This is a genomic window from Gulosibacter sediminis (assembly GCF_023370115.1).
GTDB classification, from domain to species: Bacteria; Actinomycetota; Actinomycetes; order Actinomycetales; family Microbacteriaceae; genus Gulosibacter; species Gulosibacter sediminis_A.
Genome location: NZ_CP097160.1, coordinates 919,441 through 937,711 on the forward strand (window position 1 = coordinate 919,441; position 18,271 = coordinate 937,711).

Sequence of the window (18,271 nt, forward strand, 5' to 3'; positions counted from 1 at the left end):
TCCTAGACGAGGTCTCGAGTGCCGAAGCGGCGCACGTAGAGCGACACGAGAATCAGGATCGACAGCATGAGGATGAACGACAGCGCGGCCGCGCCGGGATAGTCGAGCACCCGCATGAACCGCGACTCGATGACCTGACCGATCATTGTCGTATTTCGGTTATTGCCGAGGATCGCGGCGCTGACGTAGTCGCCCGCCGCGGGGATGAACGTGAGCAGCGTGCCCGCAAGCACGCCCGGCACCGACAACGGGAAGGTGACCTTGCGGAACACCGTCATGTCGTTCGCGTACAGGTCGCGCCCCGCCTCGAGCAGCCGCCCGTCGAGCGCCTGCAGATTCGCGAAGATCGGCAGCACCATGAACGGCAGGAAGTTGTAGGTGAGGCCGGCGACCACGGCAAAGCTCGTCGCGGTGAGCGTCGCGTCGGCGGGCATGAGGTGCAGTGTTTTCAGTGACTGCACGATGAAGCCCTCGTCGGCGAGCACCTGCCGCCACGCCTGCGTGCGCAGCACGAACGACGTGAAGAACGGCGCGATCAGCAGCACGAGCAGTAACCCCTGCAAGAACCCGTGCCCCCGCAGCCGCACCGCGATGAGATAGGCCATCGGGTACCCGATGACGAGGCAGAGCACCGTCGCGATGAGCGCGAAGCCGAACGAACGCAGCAGCTCGGGCCAGTAGTCGCCGAGCACGATGGCGTAGTTGCCAAACTCGAGCGCCGGGGCGTACTGTCCGATGTCGGCCCCCGGCGGCTTCACGTAGAGCGACGTCGCGAGCAGCGTGAACACCGGCACGACGAAGAAGATGAGCAGGAACAGCAGACCGGGGGCGATGAGGCCATAGCCCGCCCTCGAGCGGCGGCCCTTCGGCACCTCGCCGCCCGACTTCACCACAATGGCGGTGGTGGCGTCAGAGTCGGTGCGGGCCATGTCACGATTCCTCGCCCGCGTCGGCGTCTTCGGCGCCGTCCAATCCGAACGCGTGCTCGGGGTGCCACGACAGCTTCACCGCGTCGCCCGGCTGCAGGATCGCCGCACCGCGGTTCTGCGCGAACACGGCGAAGTCGCCGAGCCCGGGCACCTCAACGTGGTACTCGTTCGACATGCCCGCGAAGGCGGTGTCGGTGACGGTGCCGGCCAGCTCGTTCTCGGCCGTGGAGTCCTCGCCGGGCGTCGCGGCTCGGATGTCGAGCTTCTCGGGCCGCACGCCGACCAGCACGCCGCCCGACTCGGACACGGCGCGAGCCGAGGAGAGCAGCACGCGGTGCCCCGCCGCATCCACCTCGAGAAACTCGCCGCGGCGGCCAACCACCGTGCCCGGCATGAGGTTTGAGCGACCGAGGAAGTTCGCGACGAACGCCGTGCGCGGCAGGTCGTAGAGCTCCTGTGGCGGTCCGAGCTGCTCGATGCGGCCCGCGTTCATGACGGCGACGGTGTCGGCCATCGACATGGCCTCTTCCTGGTCGTGCGTCACGTGCACGAAGGTGAGGCCGACGTCAGTTTGGATGCGCTTGAGCTCGGTCTGCATCTGCCGCCGCAGCTTCATGTCGAGCGCGCCGAGCGGCTCGTCGAGCAGCAGGATCTCAGGCTTGTTCACGAGCGCCCGCGCCAGGGCGACGCGCTGCTGCTGCCCGCCCGAGAGCTGGGTGGGCTTGCGATTGGCAAGGTGCTCGAGCTCGACCAGTTCGAGGAACTCCTGCGCGCGTGCCTTCCAATCGCCGACCCGGCGACGCTTGAGGCCGAACGCGACGTTCTCGAACACGCTCATGTGCGGGAACAGTGCGTACGACTGAAACACCGTGTTCACCGGCCGCTTGTGGGCCGGCAGCTGGGTGATGTCGGTGCCGCCGATGCGAATCGAACCCGCGCTCGGCGCATCCAGGCCTGCGACCATCCGCAGGGTGGTGGTCTTGCCGCATCCGGATGGGCCGAGCAGGGCAAAGAATTGCCCGGCAGGGATGTTGAGGTCGAGTGGGTGCACCGCGGTGAATTCGCCGTAGTGCTTCGCCAGGGCGTCGAGCTCGAGCATGGAGCCGCCCGAGCTCGACGCGCCCGTGGCGCGGTCTGCAGCCGATGTGGTGGTCATGGTTAGTTTCCGATCGCCTGCTGGAAGAGCTGGTTGTACTTCGAGTCTTCTTCGGGCGTGAGCGCGCGCATGGTCTGCGAGTTCGCGAGGTACTCCTCGGTCGGGAAGATGAGCTCGTTGTTCGCGAGCTCGGGGTCGATCTTCTCCATCTCCTCGCGGGCACCCTCGACCGGGCAGATGTAGTTCACGTAGGCCGCGACCTCGGCGGCGACCTCCGGCTGGTAGTAGTAATCGATGAGCGTTTCGACGTTCTTCGTGTGGGTGCCGCCCATCGGCACCGTGAAGTTGTCGGCCCAGAGGTCGCCGCCCGACTCGGGCAGCGCGAAGTCCCAGCGGTCGCCATTCTCGAAGTTGAGCTGTGTGATGTCGCCCGACCATGCGAGCACCGCGACGGCGTCGCCCGAGATGAGGTCCTCTTTGTAGGAGTTGCCCTTGACCTGGCGAATCTGGCCCGAGGCGATGTGCTCCTTGAGCACGTCGAGCGCGGCGTCGAACTCGTCGTCGCCCCAGTCGCTCGCGATGTCGACGCCGTTGCCCATGAGCAGCAGGGCCATGGTGTCAAGCATCTCGTCGAGCACGACGACGCGGCCCTTGTATTCCGGGTCCCACAGGTCGTCGAGCGTGTGCAGGCCGTTCGGCACCTGTTCCTTGTTCCAGGCGAGGCCGGTGAAGCCGCCCTGCCAGGTGACCGAATACTTGCGGCCCTCGTCGAAGCTCGCGTTCATGTACTCGGGCAGCAGGTTCGCTTGCACATTCGGCATGTTGTCGAGGGTGAGTGGCTGCACGTAGCCGAGGCGCATCAGGCGGGCGACCATCCAGTCGGTGAGGGTCATGACGTCGGCGCCGATGTCCTGCCCGTTCGAGAGCTGGTTCTGGTACTTGCCGAAGTAGGAGTCGTTCGAGTCGATGTCTTCGGTGTAGGTGACGTCGATGCCCGAGGTCTCGATGAATTTCTCGAGTGTGGGGTAGGTGCCGCTCGAGTCGTCGTAGTCGAGGTAGAGGGTCCAGTTCGACCAGCGCACGAGCTTCTCGGTGTCGGAGAGGTCGGTCGCCGGGGTGAGCGCGGCGCCGGTTTCGCCGCCGCCTGAAGGGGTCGTGCCGCCGGTACCGCAGGCCGCGAGCAGCGACAGCAGGCCGGCGGCGCCGGCGCCGGCGAGGAGGGAGCGCCGCGTGAGGCCAGTGCCTGCGGCCTGGCGGCTCATGCGCACGAGCGACTCGATCATTGGGTCGCGGGGTGCGTTGGCGTCGGGAAAAACGAACTCACGAGACATATCGGCTCCTGGTTGAACAGGACGCCTCGACATTTGCGCACCGGGTCCGACTCCGCGGTGTGCACTGCTCGAAACTTCGGCATTCCGAGGGTTACCAGTGCCGTGGCGCGGTGCCGGTGGGATGTTGCCGGGTCGCGTACGTAGTGGCGTCGGGTTGAGTTGGACTGAGAGTACACCGTCTGGTCGGTATATCTCAACGAATTTCAGTGGGGGGATGCGTTGGGCCGCGAGGCCCGCTGCTCGCGCAGTTGCGCGACGAGTTCGACGACCCGCTCGACGCTGGCGGAATCGGTGAACTCCGAGTCATCGCTCGTGCCATACGTCTCGGCGTGATATGCGATGCCGTCGCCGAGCAGGATGATCGACTTCGCGAGCACCGCGTCGCCCACGTCGGCGAGGATGATGCTGTACCACTGGGCTCGGGCGCGGCGCAGCACTGGCCGGATCGTCGCCTCGTTCGCCGGGGTGAGACGGATGAGCGCCGACATGGTGCGCTCGAGCGGCGCCGTGTAGTCGTTCGAGGTGCCGAGGTACCACTCGGTTGGCGTGAGCCCGCTGCCGGGGAGGTCGGCGATGTCTTCGGCGACGAGCTCGGTGAAGCGTTCGCAGAGCCCGTCGACGAGCGCGGATTTCGAGGGAAAGTGGTGGAGCAGTCCGCCCTTGGAGGCGCCGACGTGCTTCGCGAGCGCGTCGAGGGTGGCGCCTCGCTCGCCGCGCTCGAGCACGAGGTCGCGGTAGGCGTCGATGAACTCGACGCGACGGTTGGTGGCGATCGGAGGCATGGCAGCTCCTTTATGACCTGGCCCGTGCTTCGATGCACGGAGTTCGGCTGAGTGTACCGGCTAGACGGTCACCCGCTCCAGTCTCGTGCGGGGGTTGAGTGGTCAGCTGTTGTAGTTCTGGCACTGCCAGAACTACAACAACTGACCACTCAACCCCCTCGCGGCGAGGCAGAGGTGGGGGAGCGTCCTCGCGTCTTAGGGTTGGCGGCATGGGTTCCTCCCACGTGCGCGGGCACACCGTCGACCATGAGACCGCGCCCTCGCGCGCCTCGACCATCACCCTCGGCGCGATCGCGGTGGCGCTGTTCATCGCCACCATCGTCGGGCTCATCGCCCTCTGGCCGAACGCGTCGCAGGTGCCGCAAACGCAGCTGCTCGCGCCGGGCGTCGAACTGCTTGAGGCGACCGTCGACGAGGTGCCCGCAGATCCGCAGCTCGGCACCGTCAGCGCGACGGGCGTCTCCGACTCCATCGCTGGCGAGTCAATCGAGGTGCACGTAACCGCCGACGTGCTCAGCGGCATGCACGAGGGCGACCGCATCCGCATCATCTCGGTGACGGGCGCGACCGACCCGGCTGCCAACGCCGAGGCGGCGCAGACCTATTCCTACTTCGACCACGAGCGAAAGCTCCCGCTCGGGCTGCTCTTCGTGCTCTATCTGCTTGTCGTCGTGCTCGTCGCCCGAGGTCGGGGCCTGCGCGCGGTGCTCGGCCTCAGCGTCGGTGTCGGCGTCGTCGCGTGGTTCCTCGCACCCGCGCTACTGTCGGGCGTGAGCCCGACCCTCGTCGCCCTGGTCGCGGCCGGCGCGATGATCTTCCCTAGCGTCTACATCGCCCACGGCATCTCGATCCGCACCACGACGGCGGTGATCGGCACCTGCGCCGGCATCGCGGCTTTTTCGACACGATCACCGCCGGCGAGATCGGCGCCGAGGTGTTCCGCACGCTCGTCGCCTCGATCGGCCTCGTGCTCGCGATCCCGCTCACGACGGGCATCGCGGCGATGCTTGCCAGCACGGTCAAACGCGGCCCCCGCTTCGACGCAGACCGCGCCGTCTGGTAGCCGCCCTCGCCTCCGCTCCCGCCGGTTGTGTGGTCGTTTTTTGTCGTTTCCAGGGACTGGAAACGACAAAAAACGACCACTCAACCGAGCAGCGCGGGGGCGGGGAGGCGGGTGAGGGCCGTGAGGGCGGCGCGGCGGCCCGCGCGCGTCGCGCCGACCGTCGAGGCGGATGCGCCGTAGCCGACGAGCAGCACGCGGTCGTCGCGCACAACCTCGACGCCGTTGCGCGTCGCGATGCCGCCGCCCGGCTCGCGCAGACGCAGGGGCGCGAGATGGTCGAGGTCGGCGCGAAAGCCGGTCGACCAGAGGATCGCGTCGGCACGCACCACCTCGCCGCTCGCGAACTCGACGGCGTCGGGCCGGATGCGGCGGATCGGCCCCGACGACACGAGCCGGCCGCGGTCGCGCGCGGCCAAATACTCGGGCCAGGGCGGGATGCCGGTGTTGCGCACGACCGAGAACGGCACGAGCCCGGCGCTCGCACGAGCATCCACGCGCTCCTCGACCGCGACACCCCAGCGCTCGTCAAACGGGTCGTCGACCCAGTCCGGCTCGCGCCGCGTCGACCAGGTCGTCGTCGCCCCGGCCTGCTCGAGCATGAGGATGAACTGCACGGCGCTCAGCCCGCCGCCCACGACGACCACGTGCTGGCCGCGAAACTCCTCGGCATCCCAAAAATCCACGGTGCGCAGTTGCCGCCCCGCGAACGACTCGATGCCCGGCACGTGCGGCACGAACGGCTTCGTCCACGTGCCCGCCGCCGAAATGACGAGCCGCGTTCGCCAGCTCCGCTTGCCGGCGCGCACCACGAGCGGCGCATCCGCGCCCGCATGCTCCGCCTCAACCCGGCCAACGCGCACGGGGCGCTCGATCGGCAGCCCGAACTCGCGCTCGTACCGCCCGTAGTACTCGGCGACGACCTCGCTCGCGGGCCGCTCCGCATCCGGCTCGCCGAGCGCGAGGCCCGGCAGGTCGTGGATGCCGTGGGCGCGTCCCAGCGTCAGGGTCGGCCACCGGTGCCGCCAGGCGCCGCCGGGGCCGTCGTTGCGATCGAGCACGACGAAGTCGCGCCAGGGTACGAGGCTGCGGCGCTGCAGCCAGTACGCCGCCGCGAGCCCGGCCTGCCCGGCACCGATCACCACAACGTCAAACATCCCAGCCTCCATGCGCGCGAATTCGTCCCTGAGAGGTAACGCAATGACGTGGGACTTATGCCCACAGGGTCACTTAGCTTAGGCTGTACTTACTTGCCCACCGAGAAGAGGATGCAAATGACGAACGCTGCGGAGTCCGTGCAGACCAAGACACTGCTCGACAACCGGGCGCACTCGTTGACCCACCGCATCCTCACTGGCGCCGGCACCTGCGCAATCATTGCGTTCGAGGCCGCCGAGCAGCCGCACCTGCACTCGGTCGCGCACGGTCTCGCGAGCGATGGCACGCTGCTTGTCGCCGCGAATGTCGCGGTTGACGACGTCGACGACGCTTTCCGCGGCGACGAGCCGATCGAGGTGCGCCTCGACTTCCTCAAGGAGTCGCCCGCCTTCGACGTGCGCATCATCTCGGCGACGACCCACCTGCTCGGCACACTCGAGTGGCTCACGCTGGCCGAGGCCGACTTCGCGCTCCGCGACGTGCTGCTGCCGGCGCACCTCGTCGAGCTCGCGTCGCAGCCGGGCGGCCGCCTCGGCATCGTTCATAGCGACCGCGTCGTCACACACACGAGCAACGGCATCACAGCGATGCCCTTCGGTGAGATCGCGGCCCGCCACCGCACCTGCGATGCCCTCTTCGCGCGCCGCGTCGACGACGTCGCCGCGGAACTCACCTTCGCGGCAGACGACGACCTACTCAGCATGTACGCGGCCGCCTTCATCGAGGGCTGGTTCGGCGGCATCACGCTGTCGCGCCGCGAGACGACCGAGCCGTGCGTTCCCGTCGTCGGCCGCACGTTCGTCGTCGACGTCGACCAGTCGGGCCTCACACTCATGCACGTCGGCGACGACGACACGACCATCGTGTTCGCGCCGTTCGATGAGGCCGCGCGCAGCGAGAGCGAACTCCGCGCCGACCTCAAGGCGCTGCTCGACCTCGACCTGTCCGCGAGCGAATAGCTCCACCCCAATGTCGGCGCTCGCGCGGCCACGTCGAAACCGAGTGACGCCGCGATGGCGGCTTCAATCGCGTCTTCTTCACGAAAAAGCTCACCGGCGCCGGCCGCGCAGACTGTGCGACCGAGACGCCGGTGAGCCCGGGCGAATTCGATAAGAAGGGCTAGCGAACCTCGTAGCTCGAGCAGTTCGCGGTGTCGCCCTGAATCGAGACGGCCGCTGCCGAGCACATGAGGTCGGTGTTGTGCACGCACTCGAGGCGCTGGCACGCGGTCACGTGCGAGTTCGCGACAGGCAGGCCGCCGCGCGCGTCGAGCGTGATGAAGGTCGTGCAGCTCGCGCCCTGCTCGCTGCCGCCGACGGTGATGCCGGCTGCGGTGCAGCCGCCGTTGTTGTACGAGCATGCCGTGGTGCTGCACGCCTGAACTGCCGTGAGGTCCGTCATGATGTTCGCCTTCCGCCTGGCACGCATCCGCTTTTTCGCGCCGCTTGCGGCCAAGTTACTGTGCTCGCAGCGAACGCACCAGCAAGGGAAGGCTGCCCTGTGCGACGCGTGTGAACACGCTCCACCCGGACAAATGGCCGTGAGAACCCCGGTATCTCCCGCAATCGGGTAACGATCGCGCGCGGATCGCGCCGACTTCCACGGCATGCGAGCCAAGTCACCTAGGGTGGTGAGGTGAATTCTCAGCAAGTGAGCATCTGATTCACAAGCTGGGGTCAACGTTGACCAGAGGAAGAGCATGAAATCGTTCCAGCAACGCCTCCTGCAGTGGCAACACCACCGCAATTCGGCACTCTCGACTCTCGCGGTGCTACTCGTACTGCTGCTCACGGTCGGCACCGCCGCCGGCGCAGCGCAGGCGATCACCGGCAACCAGGCGCAGTCGGCTGAGGATCCGAAGCCCGCGGAGGGGCAGACCTTCGTTATCGCCACCGACACGACGTGGGCGCCCTTCGAGTTCGAAGAGGGCGGCGAGCTCGTCGGCATCGACATGGACCTGATCAACGCGATCGCCGAAGACCAAGGCTTCGACATCGACATTCAGGTGCTCGGCTTCGACGGCGCGCTCCAGGCCGTGCAGTCGGGCCAGGCGGATGCGGTGATGGCCGGCATGAGCATCACCGACGAGCGCAAGCAGTCGTTCGACTTCTCGAACCCCTACTTCGACTCGGGCATCCAGATGGCCGTCGCCGACGACAACGACAGCATCAAGGGCTATGAGGATCTCGCCGGCGAGACGGTGTCGGCGAAAACCGGCACCGAAGGGTACGACTTCGCGACGACGCTCGCGGAGGACTACGGCTTCGAGGTCACCGGTTTCCAGGATGCGGCCGACGCCTACAACGACGTCACGTCGGGCAACTCGGTCGCCGTGTTCGACGACTACCCGATCCTCGCCTACGCCATCGCGACCGGTAACTCGGGCCTCAAGACGGTCACCGACCAGGAGAAGGCCTCGAGCTACGGCATGGGCGTGCAGAAGGGCCAGAACCCCGAGCTCGTCGCCGCCTTTAACGACGGTCTGAAGAACGTCATCGAGAACGGTACCTACCAGGACATCCTCGACGAGTACCTCGGCGAGAACGCGCCCGAGGCCGCCTCGATCGGTAACGGCCAGGCTGCGCTCGGCAACGAGCAGCTCGACTACGGCGAGCCCGGCGAGCTGCCGGACAACCCGAACTTCGCGACCGACACCCCGGTCGAGAACGGCACCTTCGTCGTCGCCACCGACACCACCTTCGCGCCCTTCGAGTTCCAGCAGAACGGCGAGATGGTCGGCATCGACATGGACCTCCTCAAGGCCATCGCCGCGAACCAAGGCTTCGAGGTCGAGATCCAGTCGCTCGGCTTCGACGCGGCCCTGCAGGCGGTGCAGTCGGGCCAGGCGGATGCGGTGATGGCCGGCATGAGCATCACCGACGAGCGCAAGGAAGTCTTCGACTTCTCCGAGCCCTACTACCAGTCGGGCGTGCAGATGGCCGTCGCCGAAGACAGCGACATCTCGACCTACGAGGACCTCGCGGGCCAGACCGTCGCCGTGAAGACCGGCACCGAGGGCTACGCGTTCGCCGAGACGCTCTCGAAGGACATCGGCTTCGAACTCAACTCGTTTCAGGACTCGGCCGACATGTACAACGACGTCGCGACCGGCAACTCGGTGGCCGCGTTCGAGGATGCGCCCGTGCTGCAGTACGGCATCGCCTCGGGCAATGTACCGCTCAAGATCGTGACCGACCCCGAGCCCGGTGCCGACTACGGCTTCGCGGTGAACAAGGGTGAGAACGCCGAGCTGCTCGAGATGTTCAACGCCGGCCTCGACGCCGCGATGGAATCGGGTGCCTACCAGCAGATCATCGACCGCTACCTCGCGAATGAAGAGGAGGCGGCGGGCACGTCGTTCTTCGCCCTCGTCGCGAACGCGATGCCGGCCCTCATGCAGGGTCTTGGCTTCACCCTCTGGGCGACGTTCCTTTCGATCGTCTTCGCCATGGTGCTCGGTATCCTCTTCGGCATTCTCAAGCTCTCGAGCAACTGGTTCTTGCGCGGCCTCGCGGGCGCGTACGTGAACATCTTCCGAGGCACGCCAGTCATCGTGCAGGCGTTCTTCTTCTACTTCGGTGTGCCCGCGTTCTTCCAGCAATTCCTGGGACAGCAGGTCACGCTCGACGCGCTGACGGCCGGTGTCATCACCCTCTCGCTCAACGCCGGTGCCTACATCACCGAGATCGTGCGCGGTGGCGTGCAGTCGGTTGACCCGGGACAGATGGAGGCGTCGCGCTCGCTCGGTCTCGGCTGGGGCGCTTCGATGCGCCGCGTCGTGATGCCACAGGCGTTCAAGATCATGACGCCGAACCTCATCAACCAGTTCATCATCACGTTGAAGGACACCTCGCTGCTGTCGGTGCTTGGCTTCGCCGAGCTCACCTACCAGGGCCGCATCGTGATCGCCTCGACCTTCCGCTCCTTCGAGATCTGGATCGTCGTCGCGTTCATGTACTTCATTGTGATCTGGCTGCTCACACTGCTGAGCAACTGGGTCGACCGCAAGCTCAACAAGTAAGGCGAGAACATGACGAACGACAAAACGCTGTACACGCAGCCTGTCTCCACCGCCGACGAGACGCCGATCCGGGTCGTCGACCTGCACAAGGCCTTCGGTTCGAACAAGGTGCTCAAGGGCATCGACCTCGAGGTCGCGAACGGTGAGGTCATCGCCGTCATCGGCCCCTCGGGTTCGGGTAAGTCGACGCTGCTGCGCTGCCTCAACCGACTCGAGGACGTCACGAGCGGCGAGGTCTTCATCACCGGCGAGAACATCGCCGCCGCGAAGGGCGAGAAGCTCGACAAGGTGCGCCAGCGCATCGGCATGGTGTTCCAGCACTTCAACCTGTTCCCGAACATGACGGTGCTGCAGAACGTCGCGCTCGCGCCGACCGAGCTCAAGAAGATGTCGAAGGCGGATGCGCGCAAGCGGGCCGAAGAGCTGCTCACGCGCGTCGGTCTCGCCGACAAGGCGGATGCGCGCCCGTCGCAGCTTTCGGGCGGGCAAAAGCAGCGCGTGGCGATCGCCCGCGCGCTCGCGATGAGCCCGCAGATCATGCTGTTCGACGAGGCCACGAGCGCCCTCGACCCCGAGATGGTCGGCGAGGTGCTCCAGGTGATCCGCGACCTCGCCGCATCCGGCATGACGATGGTGCTCGTCACGCACGAGATGGGCTTCGCCCGCGAGGTCGCCGACCGGGTCGTGTTCATGGCCGAGGGCGTCGTCGTCGAAGAGGGCGACCCCAAGGTGCTGTTCGACTCGCCCAAGGAGGCCCGCACGCAGGACTTCCTCTCGAAGGTGCTCTAGCGAAATCACCACCCACAGCGACCTCCGTGTTTACCCGGAGGTCGCTGTGCGTTTCCGCGCGCAGACCAGAGTGGGAAGTCGCACACGCTGACATCTGCAAAGGAGCACCATGCGCATTCGCCGCATCGCTCCGGTCGCCGCGCTTGCCGTTTCGGGCCTCGCCCTGAGCTGCTTCGTGGCTGCCGGACCCGCCGTTGCCGCCGACGGGGCATTCACCCGCACGGCCACTTATCCCGTGTACCTCAACGTGCCGGAAGGCGTCGACCCCGCGGCCGAGACCGTCGCCGAGATCTCGACGATCACCCCCGACGGCTCGACGATGATCTACACCGACGCGCTCGGCCAGCGCATCGGCTTCATCGATGTCACCGACCCCTCGTCGCCCCAGGGCACCGGCACCGTCTCGCTGGCCGAGCTCGGCCACGCCGACGACCAGCCGACTTCGGTCGCGGCGATCGGCGACTACGTGCTCGTCGTCATCGACGAGACCGGCGGCGACTTCGAGCACCCCAAGGGCCGCGTCGACGTGCTCCGCATCAGCGACCGCGAGCGCGTTGCCTCGATCGACCTCGAGGGGCAGCCCGACTCGATCGACATCTCGGACGACGGCCAGTATGCGGCCATCGCGATCGAGAACCAGCGCGACGAGGAGCGCGAGGACGTCGACGGCGGCCTACCGCAGCTCCCCGCCGGCTTCGTCTCGGTGATCGACCTCGCGGGCGACCCGACGACCTGGCAGTCGGAGCGCGTCGACCTCGTCGACGAGACTGGCGCCCCGATCGAGGTCATGGCGAACGCCGGCCTCGACACCCCGGAGGATCCGGAGCCCGAGTACGTCTCGATCAACAGCGACAACGTCGCCGCGGTGACCCTGCAGGAGAACAACGGCGTCGCGATCATCGACCTCGAGACGCGCACCGTCACCGATGCGTGGAGCGCCGGCACGGTCTCGGTCAACCAGCTCGACACCGAGGACGACGGCGTGATCGACCTCAGCGGCTCGATCACCGACACCCCGCGCGAGCCCGACGCGGTCGGCTGGGTGAACAACACCACGCTCGCGACCGCGAACGAGGGCGACTGGAAGGGCGGCACCCGCGGCTGGACCGTCTTCGGCATCGACGGCACCGTGCAGTGGGACGCCGGCAACAGCTTCGAGCACCTCGCGATCCAGCACGGCCTCTACAACGACGGCCGCGCCGGCAAGAAGGGCCCCGAGCCCGAGGGCCTCGCGATCGCCGAGTACAACGGCACGAACTATGCGTTCATCGCCTCGGAGCGCTCGAACTTCGTCGCGGTCTACAACGTCGACGACCCCGCCAACCCGGCTTACGAGCAGCTGCTGTTCACGACGAACGGCCCCGAGGGCGTTCTGCCCGTGCCGTCGCGCGACCTCTTACTCGTCTCGAGCGAGGTCGACGAGGCTTCGGCCGGCTTCCGCAGCTCGGTGAACATCTTCCAGTTCGGCGACGCCACCCCGGCGCAGCCGAGCATCGTCTCGGGCGATGACGAGAACGGCCTGCCCATCGGCTGGTCGGCGCTCGGCGCGCTCACGGCAGACCCGAGCGACGCGAACCTGCTCTACTCGGCGACCGACGCGGCGCTGAAGAACAACCGCATCTACACGATCGACGTGTCGGCTGAGCCCGCCCTCATCACCGAGGCCCGCGACGTCACGAAGGATGGCGTGGTCACCTCGTACGACATCGAGGGTATCGCGGCAAAGGCCGACGGCGGATTCTGGCTCGCTTCGGAGGGGGCGACGGGCGCCGAGAACCTCCTCGTCGAACTCGACGCCGAGCTCAACGTGGTGCAGGAAATCTCGCTGCCGGAGGACGTCTCGGCGCACATCGGCAAGTGGGGCCTCGAGGGCGTCACGGTGACCGAGGACGCCGACGGCAACGAGGTGCTCTACTTCGCGGTGCAGCGCCCGCTGTGGGTTGACCCCGCCGCGTCGCCGCTTGAGCCGCTCGAGGGCGCGAACACGACCCGCATCGGCCAGTTCTCGACGGCGACCGGCGAGTTCGCCTGGTTCGGCTACGAGCTCGAGTCGACCGACGTCGCCGGCGACTGGATGGGCCTCTCGGAGATCACCGTCGTCGACGACAACACCCTCGCGGTGATCGAGCGCGACAAGCTCAACGGCCCGAATGCCGCGATCAAGCGCATCTACACGGTCGAGATTCCGGATGCACAGGCGATCGCCGACGCGGATGGCGCGGTGATTCCCGTTGAGAAGAACCTCGCGATCGACGTGCTGCCCGAGCTGCAGTCCGTGAAGGGCTGGACCCAGGAGAAGCTCGAGGGCTTCACCATCTCGGCCGACGGCCAGCTCTACGCGGTGACCGACAACGACGGCCTCGACGACGCCACCGGCGAGACCGTGTTCCTCCGCCTCGGTTCGGCGGACGACGCGTTCGGTACCGACCCGGAACCGACGCAGTCGCCCGAGCCCACCGAGACGACCGAGCCGACCTCGACCGCCGTGCCCACCACGACGGCCAGCGCCTCGTCGACCGATGGCGCATCCGAGCCGGCCGCCTCGCCGAGCGACACCGCCACCGACGCTAACGGCAACCTCGCCACCACCGGTGCCGACGCGGGCACGATCGCGCTGATCGGCCTCTTCGCCGCGGGCGCCATCGCCGCGGGCGCGGCGCTCGTGCTGCGCCGCCGCAACCAAACGTAGTAGTAGCGCGCAACCACAGTCCCGGGTTCCGAAACCCTGCCGCCGCAGGTTTTTGGGGCCCGGGGCTCGTTTTTCCTCATCTCGGGTCCGCGTGTGATTTATAGTTTATTAAGTGAGCCTTACCTAACCCGGGTGGGGCCGTACTGCACCAGAGATGGATCCGCTACCCCAATGCTCGGAGCATTCCTGATTGGCCTCCGTGAGGGGCTCGAGGCCGCACTCGTCGTCGGCATTCTGCTCGCCTATGTGCGCCGCATCGACCGCCGCGATCTGATTCGCCCGATCACGATCGGCGTCGGCATCGCCGTCGCCATCAGCCTGCTGCTCGGCGCGATCCTCACCTTCGGCGCCTACGGCCTCTCGTTTCAGGCGCAGGAGATCATCGGCGGCTCGCTCTCGCTCGTCGCGGTCGCGATGGTGACCTTCATGGTCTTCTGGATGGGCAAGACCTCGGCGAACCTCCGCGGTGACCTCGAGCGCGAAGTGGATGCGCGCATCCACCAGGGCAGCGGCTGGGGCATCGTCGCGCTCGCGATCGTGTCGGTCGGCCGCGAGGGCCTCGAGACCGCGCTGTTCGTCTGGTCGACGACCCGCGGCACCGGCGATACCCCGTGGTACACCGGCCTCGGCTCAGCGGTGCTCGGCATCCTCGCCGCCGTCGCGATCGCCTGGCTGCTCATGCGCGGCATGCTCCGCGTCGACCTCTCAAAGTTCTTCCTCGTCACCGGTATCGTGCTCGTCGTGCTCGCGGGCGGCGTGCTCGCCTACGCCATCGGCGACCTCCAGGAAGCCGCGGTGCTGCCCGGCCCGTACCTCGCGGCGCCGGACGGCGCGCCCGCCTGGCTCGCGAGCTGGTACGGGCAGGACGCCTGGGCATTCCAGCTCTCGAGCAGCATCCCGCCCGACGGCTTCGTCGCCTCGCTGCTCAAGGGCACGATCGGCTTCGTGCCCGACATGTCAAAGCTCTCGGTCATTGCCTGGATCGCCTACCTCCTCATCACGATGCTGCTGTTCCTGCGCCAGTACCGCCGCAGCCGCGCGGCCCGGGCCGCGGCCAAAGCCGCACGCGTCGCGACCGCCTGACCCCGGCATCCGCCCGCCAGCACCTTTAGATCACCCTTCTCACGCATCAGAAGAACAGGACACTCATGCGCAAACTACGATTCGGGCTCGTGCCCGGCCTTGCGGCGCTCACGCTCGTGCTGGCTGGCTGCGTGCCGAACGCCGGCACCGACGCGGCGGGCGAAGCAATCACCGTCTCGAGCACCGACTCGAAGTGCACGGTCTCGACCGCCGAGGCCACCGCGGGCACCCTCACGTTTAACGTGTCGAACGACGGCGACCGGGTCACCGAGTTCTACCTGCTCGCCGATGACGGCCTGCGCATTGTGGGCGAGGTCGAGAACATCGCGCCCGGCACCGTGCGAACGCTCACCGTTGTCGCGCAACCGGGCAGCTACTTCACCGCCTGCAAGCCGGGCATGGTCGGCGACAACGTCGGCCAGACCGACTTCTCGGTCTCGGGCGACCGCGTCGAGCTCTCGGGCGACGACGCCGAGCTGCAGCAAACGGCGATCGACAACTACAAGGCCTACGTGCGCGACCAGGTGTCGCAGCTCGTGCCCGCCGTCGACGAGTTCGTCGAGGCCTACGTCTCGGGCGACGACGAGACCGCGCGCGAGCTGTTCGCGAGCACCCGCGTCTACTACGAGCGCATCGAGCCGACCGCCGAGGCCTTCGGCGACCTCGACCCGAAGATCGACTACCGCGAGGTGGATGCCCGCGAGGAGGGCCTCGACTGGACCGGCTTCCACCGCATCGAGAAGGACCTCTGGCCGCCGACCGATGGCGACCTCAACTCCGACGACACCGATGCGCTCGAGGGCTGGACCCCGTCGACCGACGCCGAGCGCGCCGAACTCGGTGAGCAGCTCGTCTCGGACATCGCCGAGCTCAACGACCTCGTGACCTCCGACGACTTCGAGCTGCAGCTCGGTGACATCTCGAACGGCGCCATCGGCCTGCTCGACGAGGTCGCGACCGGCAAGATCACCGGCGAGGAAGACTGGTGGTCGGGCACCGACCTCACCGACTTCCAGGCGAACGTCGAGGGCGCCGAGGTGGCCTTCGGCATCGTGCGCGACATGGCGCTCGCGAAGGGCGAAGAGGGTGCGCAGCTCGTCGCCGACATCGACGCGGGCTTCGACGAACTCAACGCCGAACTCGCGCAGTACGGGTCGCTTGACGACGGCTTCACGAATTACGAGGATCTCACCGAAGAGCAGATCAAGGGGCTCAGCGACAAGGTCTCGGCACTCGCCGAACCGCTGTCGCAGCTCACCGCGCTGCTGCTCGGCTAAGGCACATCCGTAACCCCGCGTGAGCGGGAGGAAGAACACCATGGCAACAACCGGTCTCACCGGCGCCGACGACGACCAGCCCGCCTCGCCCGAGTCCACCGACTCGGGCGAGGCGGGCGCTTCGGCGGCGACACCCAAGCCCGAGCACGTCAGCCGGCGCGGGCTCTTCGGCGCCATCGCCGCGAGCGGCGTGATGGGGATGCTCGCTGGCGGCGCCGGGGTGCGGCTCGGCCAGACCATCGCCGAGCAGTCAGAGGGCGACGGCACGACGTACGCCTTCTTCGGCGAGCATCCGGCCGGCATCACCACGCCGATGCAGGACCGCGTGCACTTCGCGGCCTTCGACATCGACGACGACGCGTCGCGCGAGGAACTCATCGACTTATTGCAGCGGTGGAGCTACGCCGCGTCGCGCCTCCAGCTTGGGCTCGACGTTTCGGCCTCGGGCGCCGTCGGCGGGTCGGAGTACGCGCCGCCCGACGACACCGGCGAGGCGCTTGGTCTGCCACCGTCGGGCCTTACGATCACGATCGGCTTCGGCCCCGGGGTATTTGAGGATGCGGATGGCAACGACCGCTTCGGCGTGCGCGACCAGCGACCCGAGGCCCTCGCCCCGCTGCCGGCATTCTCGGGCGACGACCTGCGCGCGGCGATCTCGGGCGGCGACCTCGCCGTGCAGGCATGCGCCGACGACCCGCAGGTCGCGGTGCACGCGATCCGCAATTTCACCCGCATGGCATTCGGCACCGCGACCCTGAAATGGAGCTCGCTCGGCTTCGGGCGCACCTCCTCGACGAGCCGCGCCCAGCGCACGCCCCGCAACCTCTTCGGGTTCAAAGACGGCACGCACAACATCATGGCGGAGGACGTCGACGATACGAACGACTACGTCTGGGTGCAGCAGGGCGACGGCCCCGACTGGCTCGCCGGCGGCTCGTACATGATCGTGCGCAAGATCCGCATGCTCATCGAGTCGTGGGATCGCTCGCAGCTCGGCGAGCAGGAGCGCGTCTTCGGCCGCGACAAGGGCGAGGGGGCGCCGCTCTCGGGCGGCGACGAGTTCACCGCGCCGAACTTCGCCGCGACCGACTCGGCCGGGGAGCCCCGCATCCCGGTGCAATCGCACGTGCACCTCGCGCATCCCGAGCAGAACGGGGGCAAGCGCATCCTTCGTCGCGCCTTCAACTACGTCGACGGCAACGACGAACTCGGGCTGCTCGACGCGGGCCTGCTGTTCATCTCGTTCCAGCGTGACCCGCAGCAGTTCATCGACATTCAGAAGAACCTCTCGCGCGACCTGCTCAACGAGTACATTCGCCACGTCTCGAGCGGGGTCTGGGCCGTACCGCCGATTCCGACCGACGGCAGCTACGCGGGGGCGACGCTCTTCGAGGCGTAGTGGGGCGGGAATAATCGGCAGAGCTGCGTCGTCTTCTTTCGTATGACTTCTGTGCAATCACCCGAGCTCGACCCCGCGAACAACCGGGCGGTCGCGGCTGTCGCGGCCTCGGGCATCCGCCACGAGGTGCGCACGCACGGCAAGGCGTCGTCGCTCGCCGAGGCGGCGGCGCTGCGCGGCGTGCGGCCCCGGCAGATCGTGAAGTCGATGATCGTGAAGGACGGCACGGGGGAGTACCACGTGGTGCTCGTGCCCGGCGACCGGGTCATCTCGTGGCCGAAGCTGCGCGCCGTGCTCGGCGTGAACAAGGCCGCCATGCCCTCGGCCGACGAGGCGAAGGCGGTCACCGGCTTCGCCCGCGGCACGATCACGCCGTTCGGCACGTTGACGCCGCTCGACGTCGTGGCCGACGTGCTCGTCGAGCCCGGGCCCATCACCGTCGGCGGCGGGGCGTACTCGGTCGGGATCTACCTCGACGGCGACGACCTGCTCGCCCACTTCGGCGCCGAGCGCGTCGACATCACCGAGCCCGACCCGGCATTCGTCGAGGCGCCCGCCGAAGCATAGGTGTTGCGGTCAGCCCCAAGAACTCGCGACAACGAGCCGCGAACGTGGCCAAACCCGACACCCATGGCGCGACGGCCGGCCGCGGGCCGA

General features: G+C 67.6%; 15 protein-coding genes. 9 read left to right on the top strand and 6 right to left on the bottom strand.

The features are described 5' to 3' along the window. Positions 1 to 2 precede the first annotated feature (2 nt). From M3M28_RS04175 to M3M28_RS04190, 4 genes are all read right to left on the bottom strand, one after another. Positions 3 to 929 (bottom strand): ABC transporter permease, encoded by a 927-nt coding sequence (locus M3M28_RS04175; RefSeq protein WP_249387568.1) that lies wholly within the window; start codon positions 927 to 929, stop codon positions 3 to 5. Between the two features lies 1 nt (position 930). Next, positions 931 to 2,085: an ABC transporter ATP-binding protein gene (locus tag M3M28_RS04180; protein ID WP_249387569.1), complete on the bottom strand. Its 1,155-nt coding sequence runs from the start codon at positions 2,083 to 2,085 to the stop codon at positions 931 to 933. Between the two features lie 2 nt (positions 2,086 to 2,087). Then, complete coding sequence (locus M3M28_RS04185) at positions 2,088 to 3,356, bottom strand: ABC transporter substrate-binding protein (protein WP_249387570.1); 1,269 nt, start codon at positions 3,354 to 3,356, stop codon at positions 2,088 to 2,090. A gap of 203 nt (positions 3,357 to 3,559) precedes the next feature. Then, positions 3,560 to 4,138 carry a TetR/AcrR family transcriptional regulator gene (locus M3M28_RS04190; protein WP_249387571.1) on the bottom strand — a complete coding sequence of 193 codons (579 nt, stop codon included), beginning with the start codon at positions 4,136 to 4,138 and terminating at the stop codon, positions 3,560 to 3,562. Positions 4,139 to 4,347: 209 nt separating this feature from the next. On the opposite strand from M3M28_RS04190, the gene M3M28_RS04195 reads away from it, so the two are divergent. Further along, positions 4,348 to 5,316 carry a YibE/F family protein gene (locus M3M28_RS04195; RefSeq protein ID WP_249387572.1) on the top strand — a complete coding sequence of 323 codons (969 nt, stop codon included), beginning with the start codon at positions 4,348 to 4,350 and terminating at the stop codon, positions 5,314 to 5,316. Here M3M28_RS04195 and M3M28_RS04200 read toward each other — a convergent pair. Then, positions 5,282 to 6,355 carry a flavin-containing monooxygenase gene (locus M3M28_RS04200; protein ID WP_249387573.1) on the bottom strand — a complete coding sequence of 358 codons (1,074 nt, stop codon included), beginning with the start codon at positions 6,353 to 6,355 and terminating at the stop codon, positions 5,282 to 5,284. The two genes, M3M28_RS04195 and M3M28_RS04200, sit on opposite strands and share 35 nt — an antisense overlap. A 117-nt stretch (positions 6,356 to 6,472) precedes the next feature. Here M3M28_RS04200 and M3M28_RS04205 point away from each other — a divergent pair, with 117 nt between their 5' ends. Continuing rightward, positions 6,473 to 7,315, top strand: coding sequence for a hypothetical protein (locus M3M28_RS04205; RefSeq protein ID WP_249387574.1), 843 nt, complete (start codon positions 6,473 to 6,475; stop codon positions 7,313 to 7,315). Between the two features lie 160 nt (positions 7,316 to 7,475). Here M3M28_RS04205 and M3M28_RS04210 read toward each other — a convergent pair whose 3' ends face one another. Further along, entirely contained in the window at positions 7,476 to 7,757 is a 282-nt protein-coding gene (locus tag M3M28_RS04210; protein WP_249387575.1) for a DUF1540 domain-containing protein, read from the bottom strand. Between the two features lie 298 nt (positions 7,758 to 8,055). On the opposite strand from M3M28_RS04210, the gene M3M28_RS04215 reads away from it, so the two are divergent. The 7 genes from M3M28_RS04215 to M3M28_RS04245 all read left to right on the top strand — a co-directional run bounded on the left by M3M28_RS04215 (position 8,056) and on the right by M3M28_RS04245 (position 18,181). Further along, on the top strand, positions 8,056 to 10,377 hold the full coding sequence (locus M3M28_RS04215) for an ABC transporter permease subunit (RefSeq protein ID WP_249387576.1): 2,322 nt from the start codon (positions 8,056 to 8,058) through the stop codon (positions 10,375 to 10,377). 9 nt (positions 10,378 to 10,386) lie between these two features. Then, entirely contained in the window at positions 10,387 to 11,166 is a 780-nt protein-coding gene (locus M3M28_RS04220) for an amino acid ABC transporter ATP-binding protein (protein WP_249387577.1), read from the top strand. Positions 11,167 to 11,275: 109 nt separating this feature from the next. Further along, the gene (locus M3M28_RS04225) at positions 11,276 to 13,855 is read left to right on the top strand and encodes an esterase-like activity of phytase family protein (RefSeq protein WP_249387578.1); all 2,580 of its coding nucleotides are present in this window, start codon (positions 11,276 to 11,278) and stop codon (positions 13,853 to 13,855) included. 171 nt (positions 13,856 to 14,026) lie between these two features. Continuing rightward, the gene (efeU, locus tag M3M28_RS04230) at positions 14,027 to 14,938 is read left to right on the top strand and encodes an iron uptake transporter permease EfeU (protein ID WP_249387579.1); all 912 of its coding nucleotides are present in this window, start codon (positions 14,027 to 14,029) and stop codon (positions 14,936 to 14,938) included. Positions 14,939 to 15,003: 65 nt separating this feature from the next. Further along, the gene (gene efeO, locus M3M28_RS04235; RefSeq protein ID WP_249387580.1) at positions 15,004 to 16,215 is read left to right on the top strand and encodes an iron uptake system protein EfeO; all 1,212 of its coding nucleotides are present in this window, start codon (positions 15,004 to 15,006) and stop codon (positions 16,213 to 16,215) included. Positions 16,216 to 16,255: 40 nt separating this feature from the next. Further along, on the top strand, positions 16,256 to 17,614 hold the full coding sequence (gene efeB, locus M3M28_RS04240; RefSeq protein ID WP_431193856.1) for an iron uptake transporter deferrochelatase/peroxidase subunit: 1,359 nt from the start codon (positions 16,256 to 16,258) through the stop codon (positions 17,612 to 17,614). A gap of 42 nt (positions 17,615 to 17,656) precedes the next feature. Further along, positions 17,657 to 18,181 carry an aminoacyl-tRNA deacylase gene (locus M3M28_RS04245; protein ID WP_249387581.1) on the top strand — a complete coding sequence of 175 codons (525 nt, stop codon included), beginning with the start codon at positions 17,657 to 17,659 and terminating at the stop codon, positions 18,179 to 18,181. Positions 18,182 to 18,271: the final 90 nt, after the last annotated feature.

What these genes read in the sequence shown, in the direction of transcription:
- M3M28_RS04175 (WP_249387568.1), bottom strand. Translation starts at nt 929, where the DNA reads ATGGCCCGCACCGACTCTGACGCCACCACCGCCATTGTGGTGAAGTCG.
- M3M28_RS04180 (WP_249387569.1), bottom strand. Translation starts at nt 2,085, where the DNA reads ATGACCACCACATCGGCTGCAGACCGCGCCACGGGCGCGTCGAGCTCG.
- M3M28_RS04185 (WP_249387570.1), bottom strand. Translation starts at nt 3,356, where the DNA reads ATGTCTCGTGAGTTCGTTTTTCCCGACGCCAACGCACCCCGCGACCCA.
- M3M28_RS04190 (WP_249387571.1), bottom strand. Translation starts at nt 4,138, where the DNA reads ATGCCTCCGATCGCCACCAACCGTCGCGTCGAGTTCATCGACGCCTAC.
- M3M28_RS04195 (WP_249387572.1), top strand. Translation starts at nt 4,348, where the DNA reads ATGGGTTCCTCCCACGTGCGCGGGCACACCGTCGACCATGAGACCGCG.
- M3M28_RS04200 (WP_249387573.1), bottom strand. Translation starts at nt 6,355, where the DNA reads ATGTTTGACGTTGTGGTGATCGGTGCCGGGCAGGCCGGGCTCGCGGCG.
- M3M28_RS04205 (WP_249387574.1), top strand. Translation starts at nt 6,473, where the DNA reads ATGACGAACGCTGCGGAGTCCGTGCAGACCAAGACACTGCTCGACAAC.
- M3M28_RS04210 (WP_249387575.1), bottom strand. Translation starts at nt 7,757, where the DNA reads ATGACGGACCTCACGGCAGTTCAGGCGTGCAGCACCACGGCATGCTCG.
- M3M28_RS04215 (WP_249387576.1), top strand. Translation starts at nt 8,056, where the DNA reads ATGAAATCGTTCCAGCAACGCCTCCTGCAGTGGCAACACCACCGCAAT.
- M3M28_RS04220 (WP_249387577.1), top strand. Translation starts at nt 10,387, where the DNA reads ATGACGAACGACAAAACGCTGTACACGCAGCCTGTCTCCACCGCCGAC.
- M3M28_RS04225 (WP_249387578.1), top strand. Translation starts at nt 11,276, where the DNA reads ATGCGCATTCGCCGCATCGCTCCGGTCGCCGCGCTTGCCGTTTCGGGC.
- efeU (WP_249387579.1), top strand. Translation starts at nt 14,027, where the DNA reads ATGCTCGGAGCATTCCTGATTGGCCTCCGTGAGGGGCTCGAGGCCGCA.
- efeO (WP_249387580.1), top strand. Translation starts at nt 15,004, where the DNA reads ATGCGCAAACTACGATTCGGGCTCGTGCCCGGCCTTGCGGCGCTCACG.
- efeB (WP_431193856.1), top strand. Translation starts at nt 16,256, where the DNA reads ATGGCAACAACCGGTCTCACCGGCGCCGACGACGACCAGCCCGCCTCG.
- M3M28_RS04245 (WP_249387581.1), top strand. Translation starts at nt 17,657, where the DNA reads ATGACTTCTGTGCAATCACCCGAGCTCGACCCCGCGAACAACCGGGCG.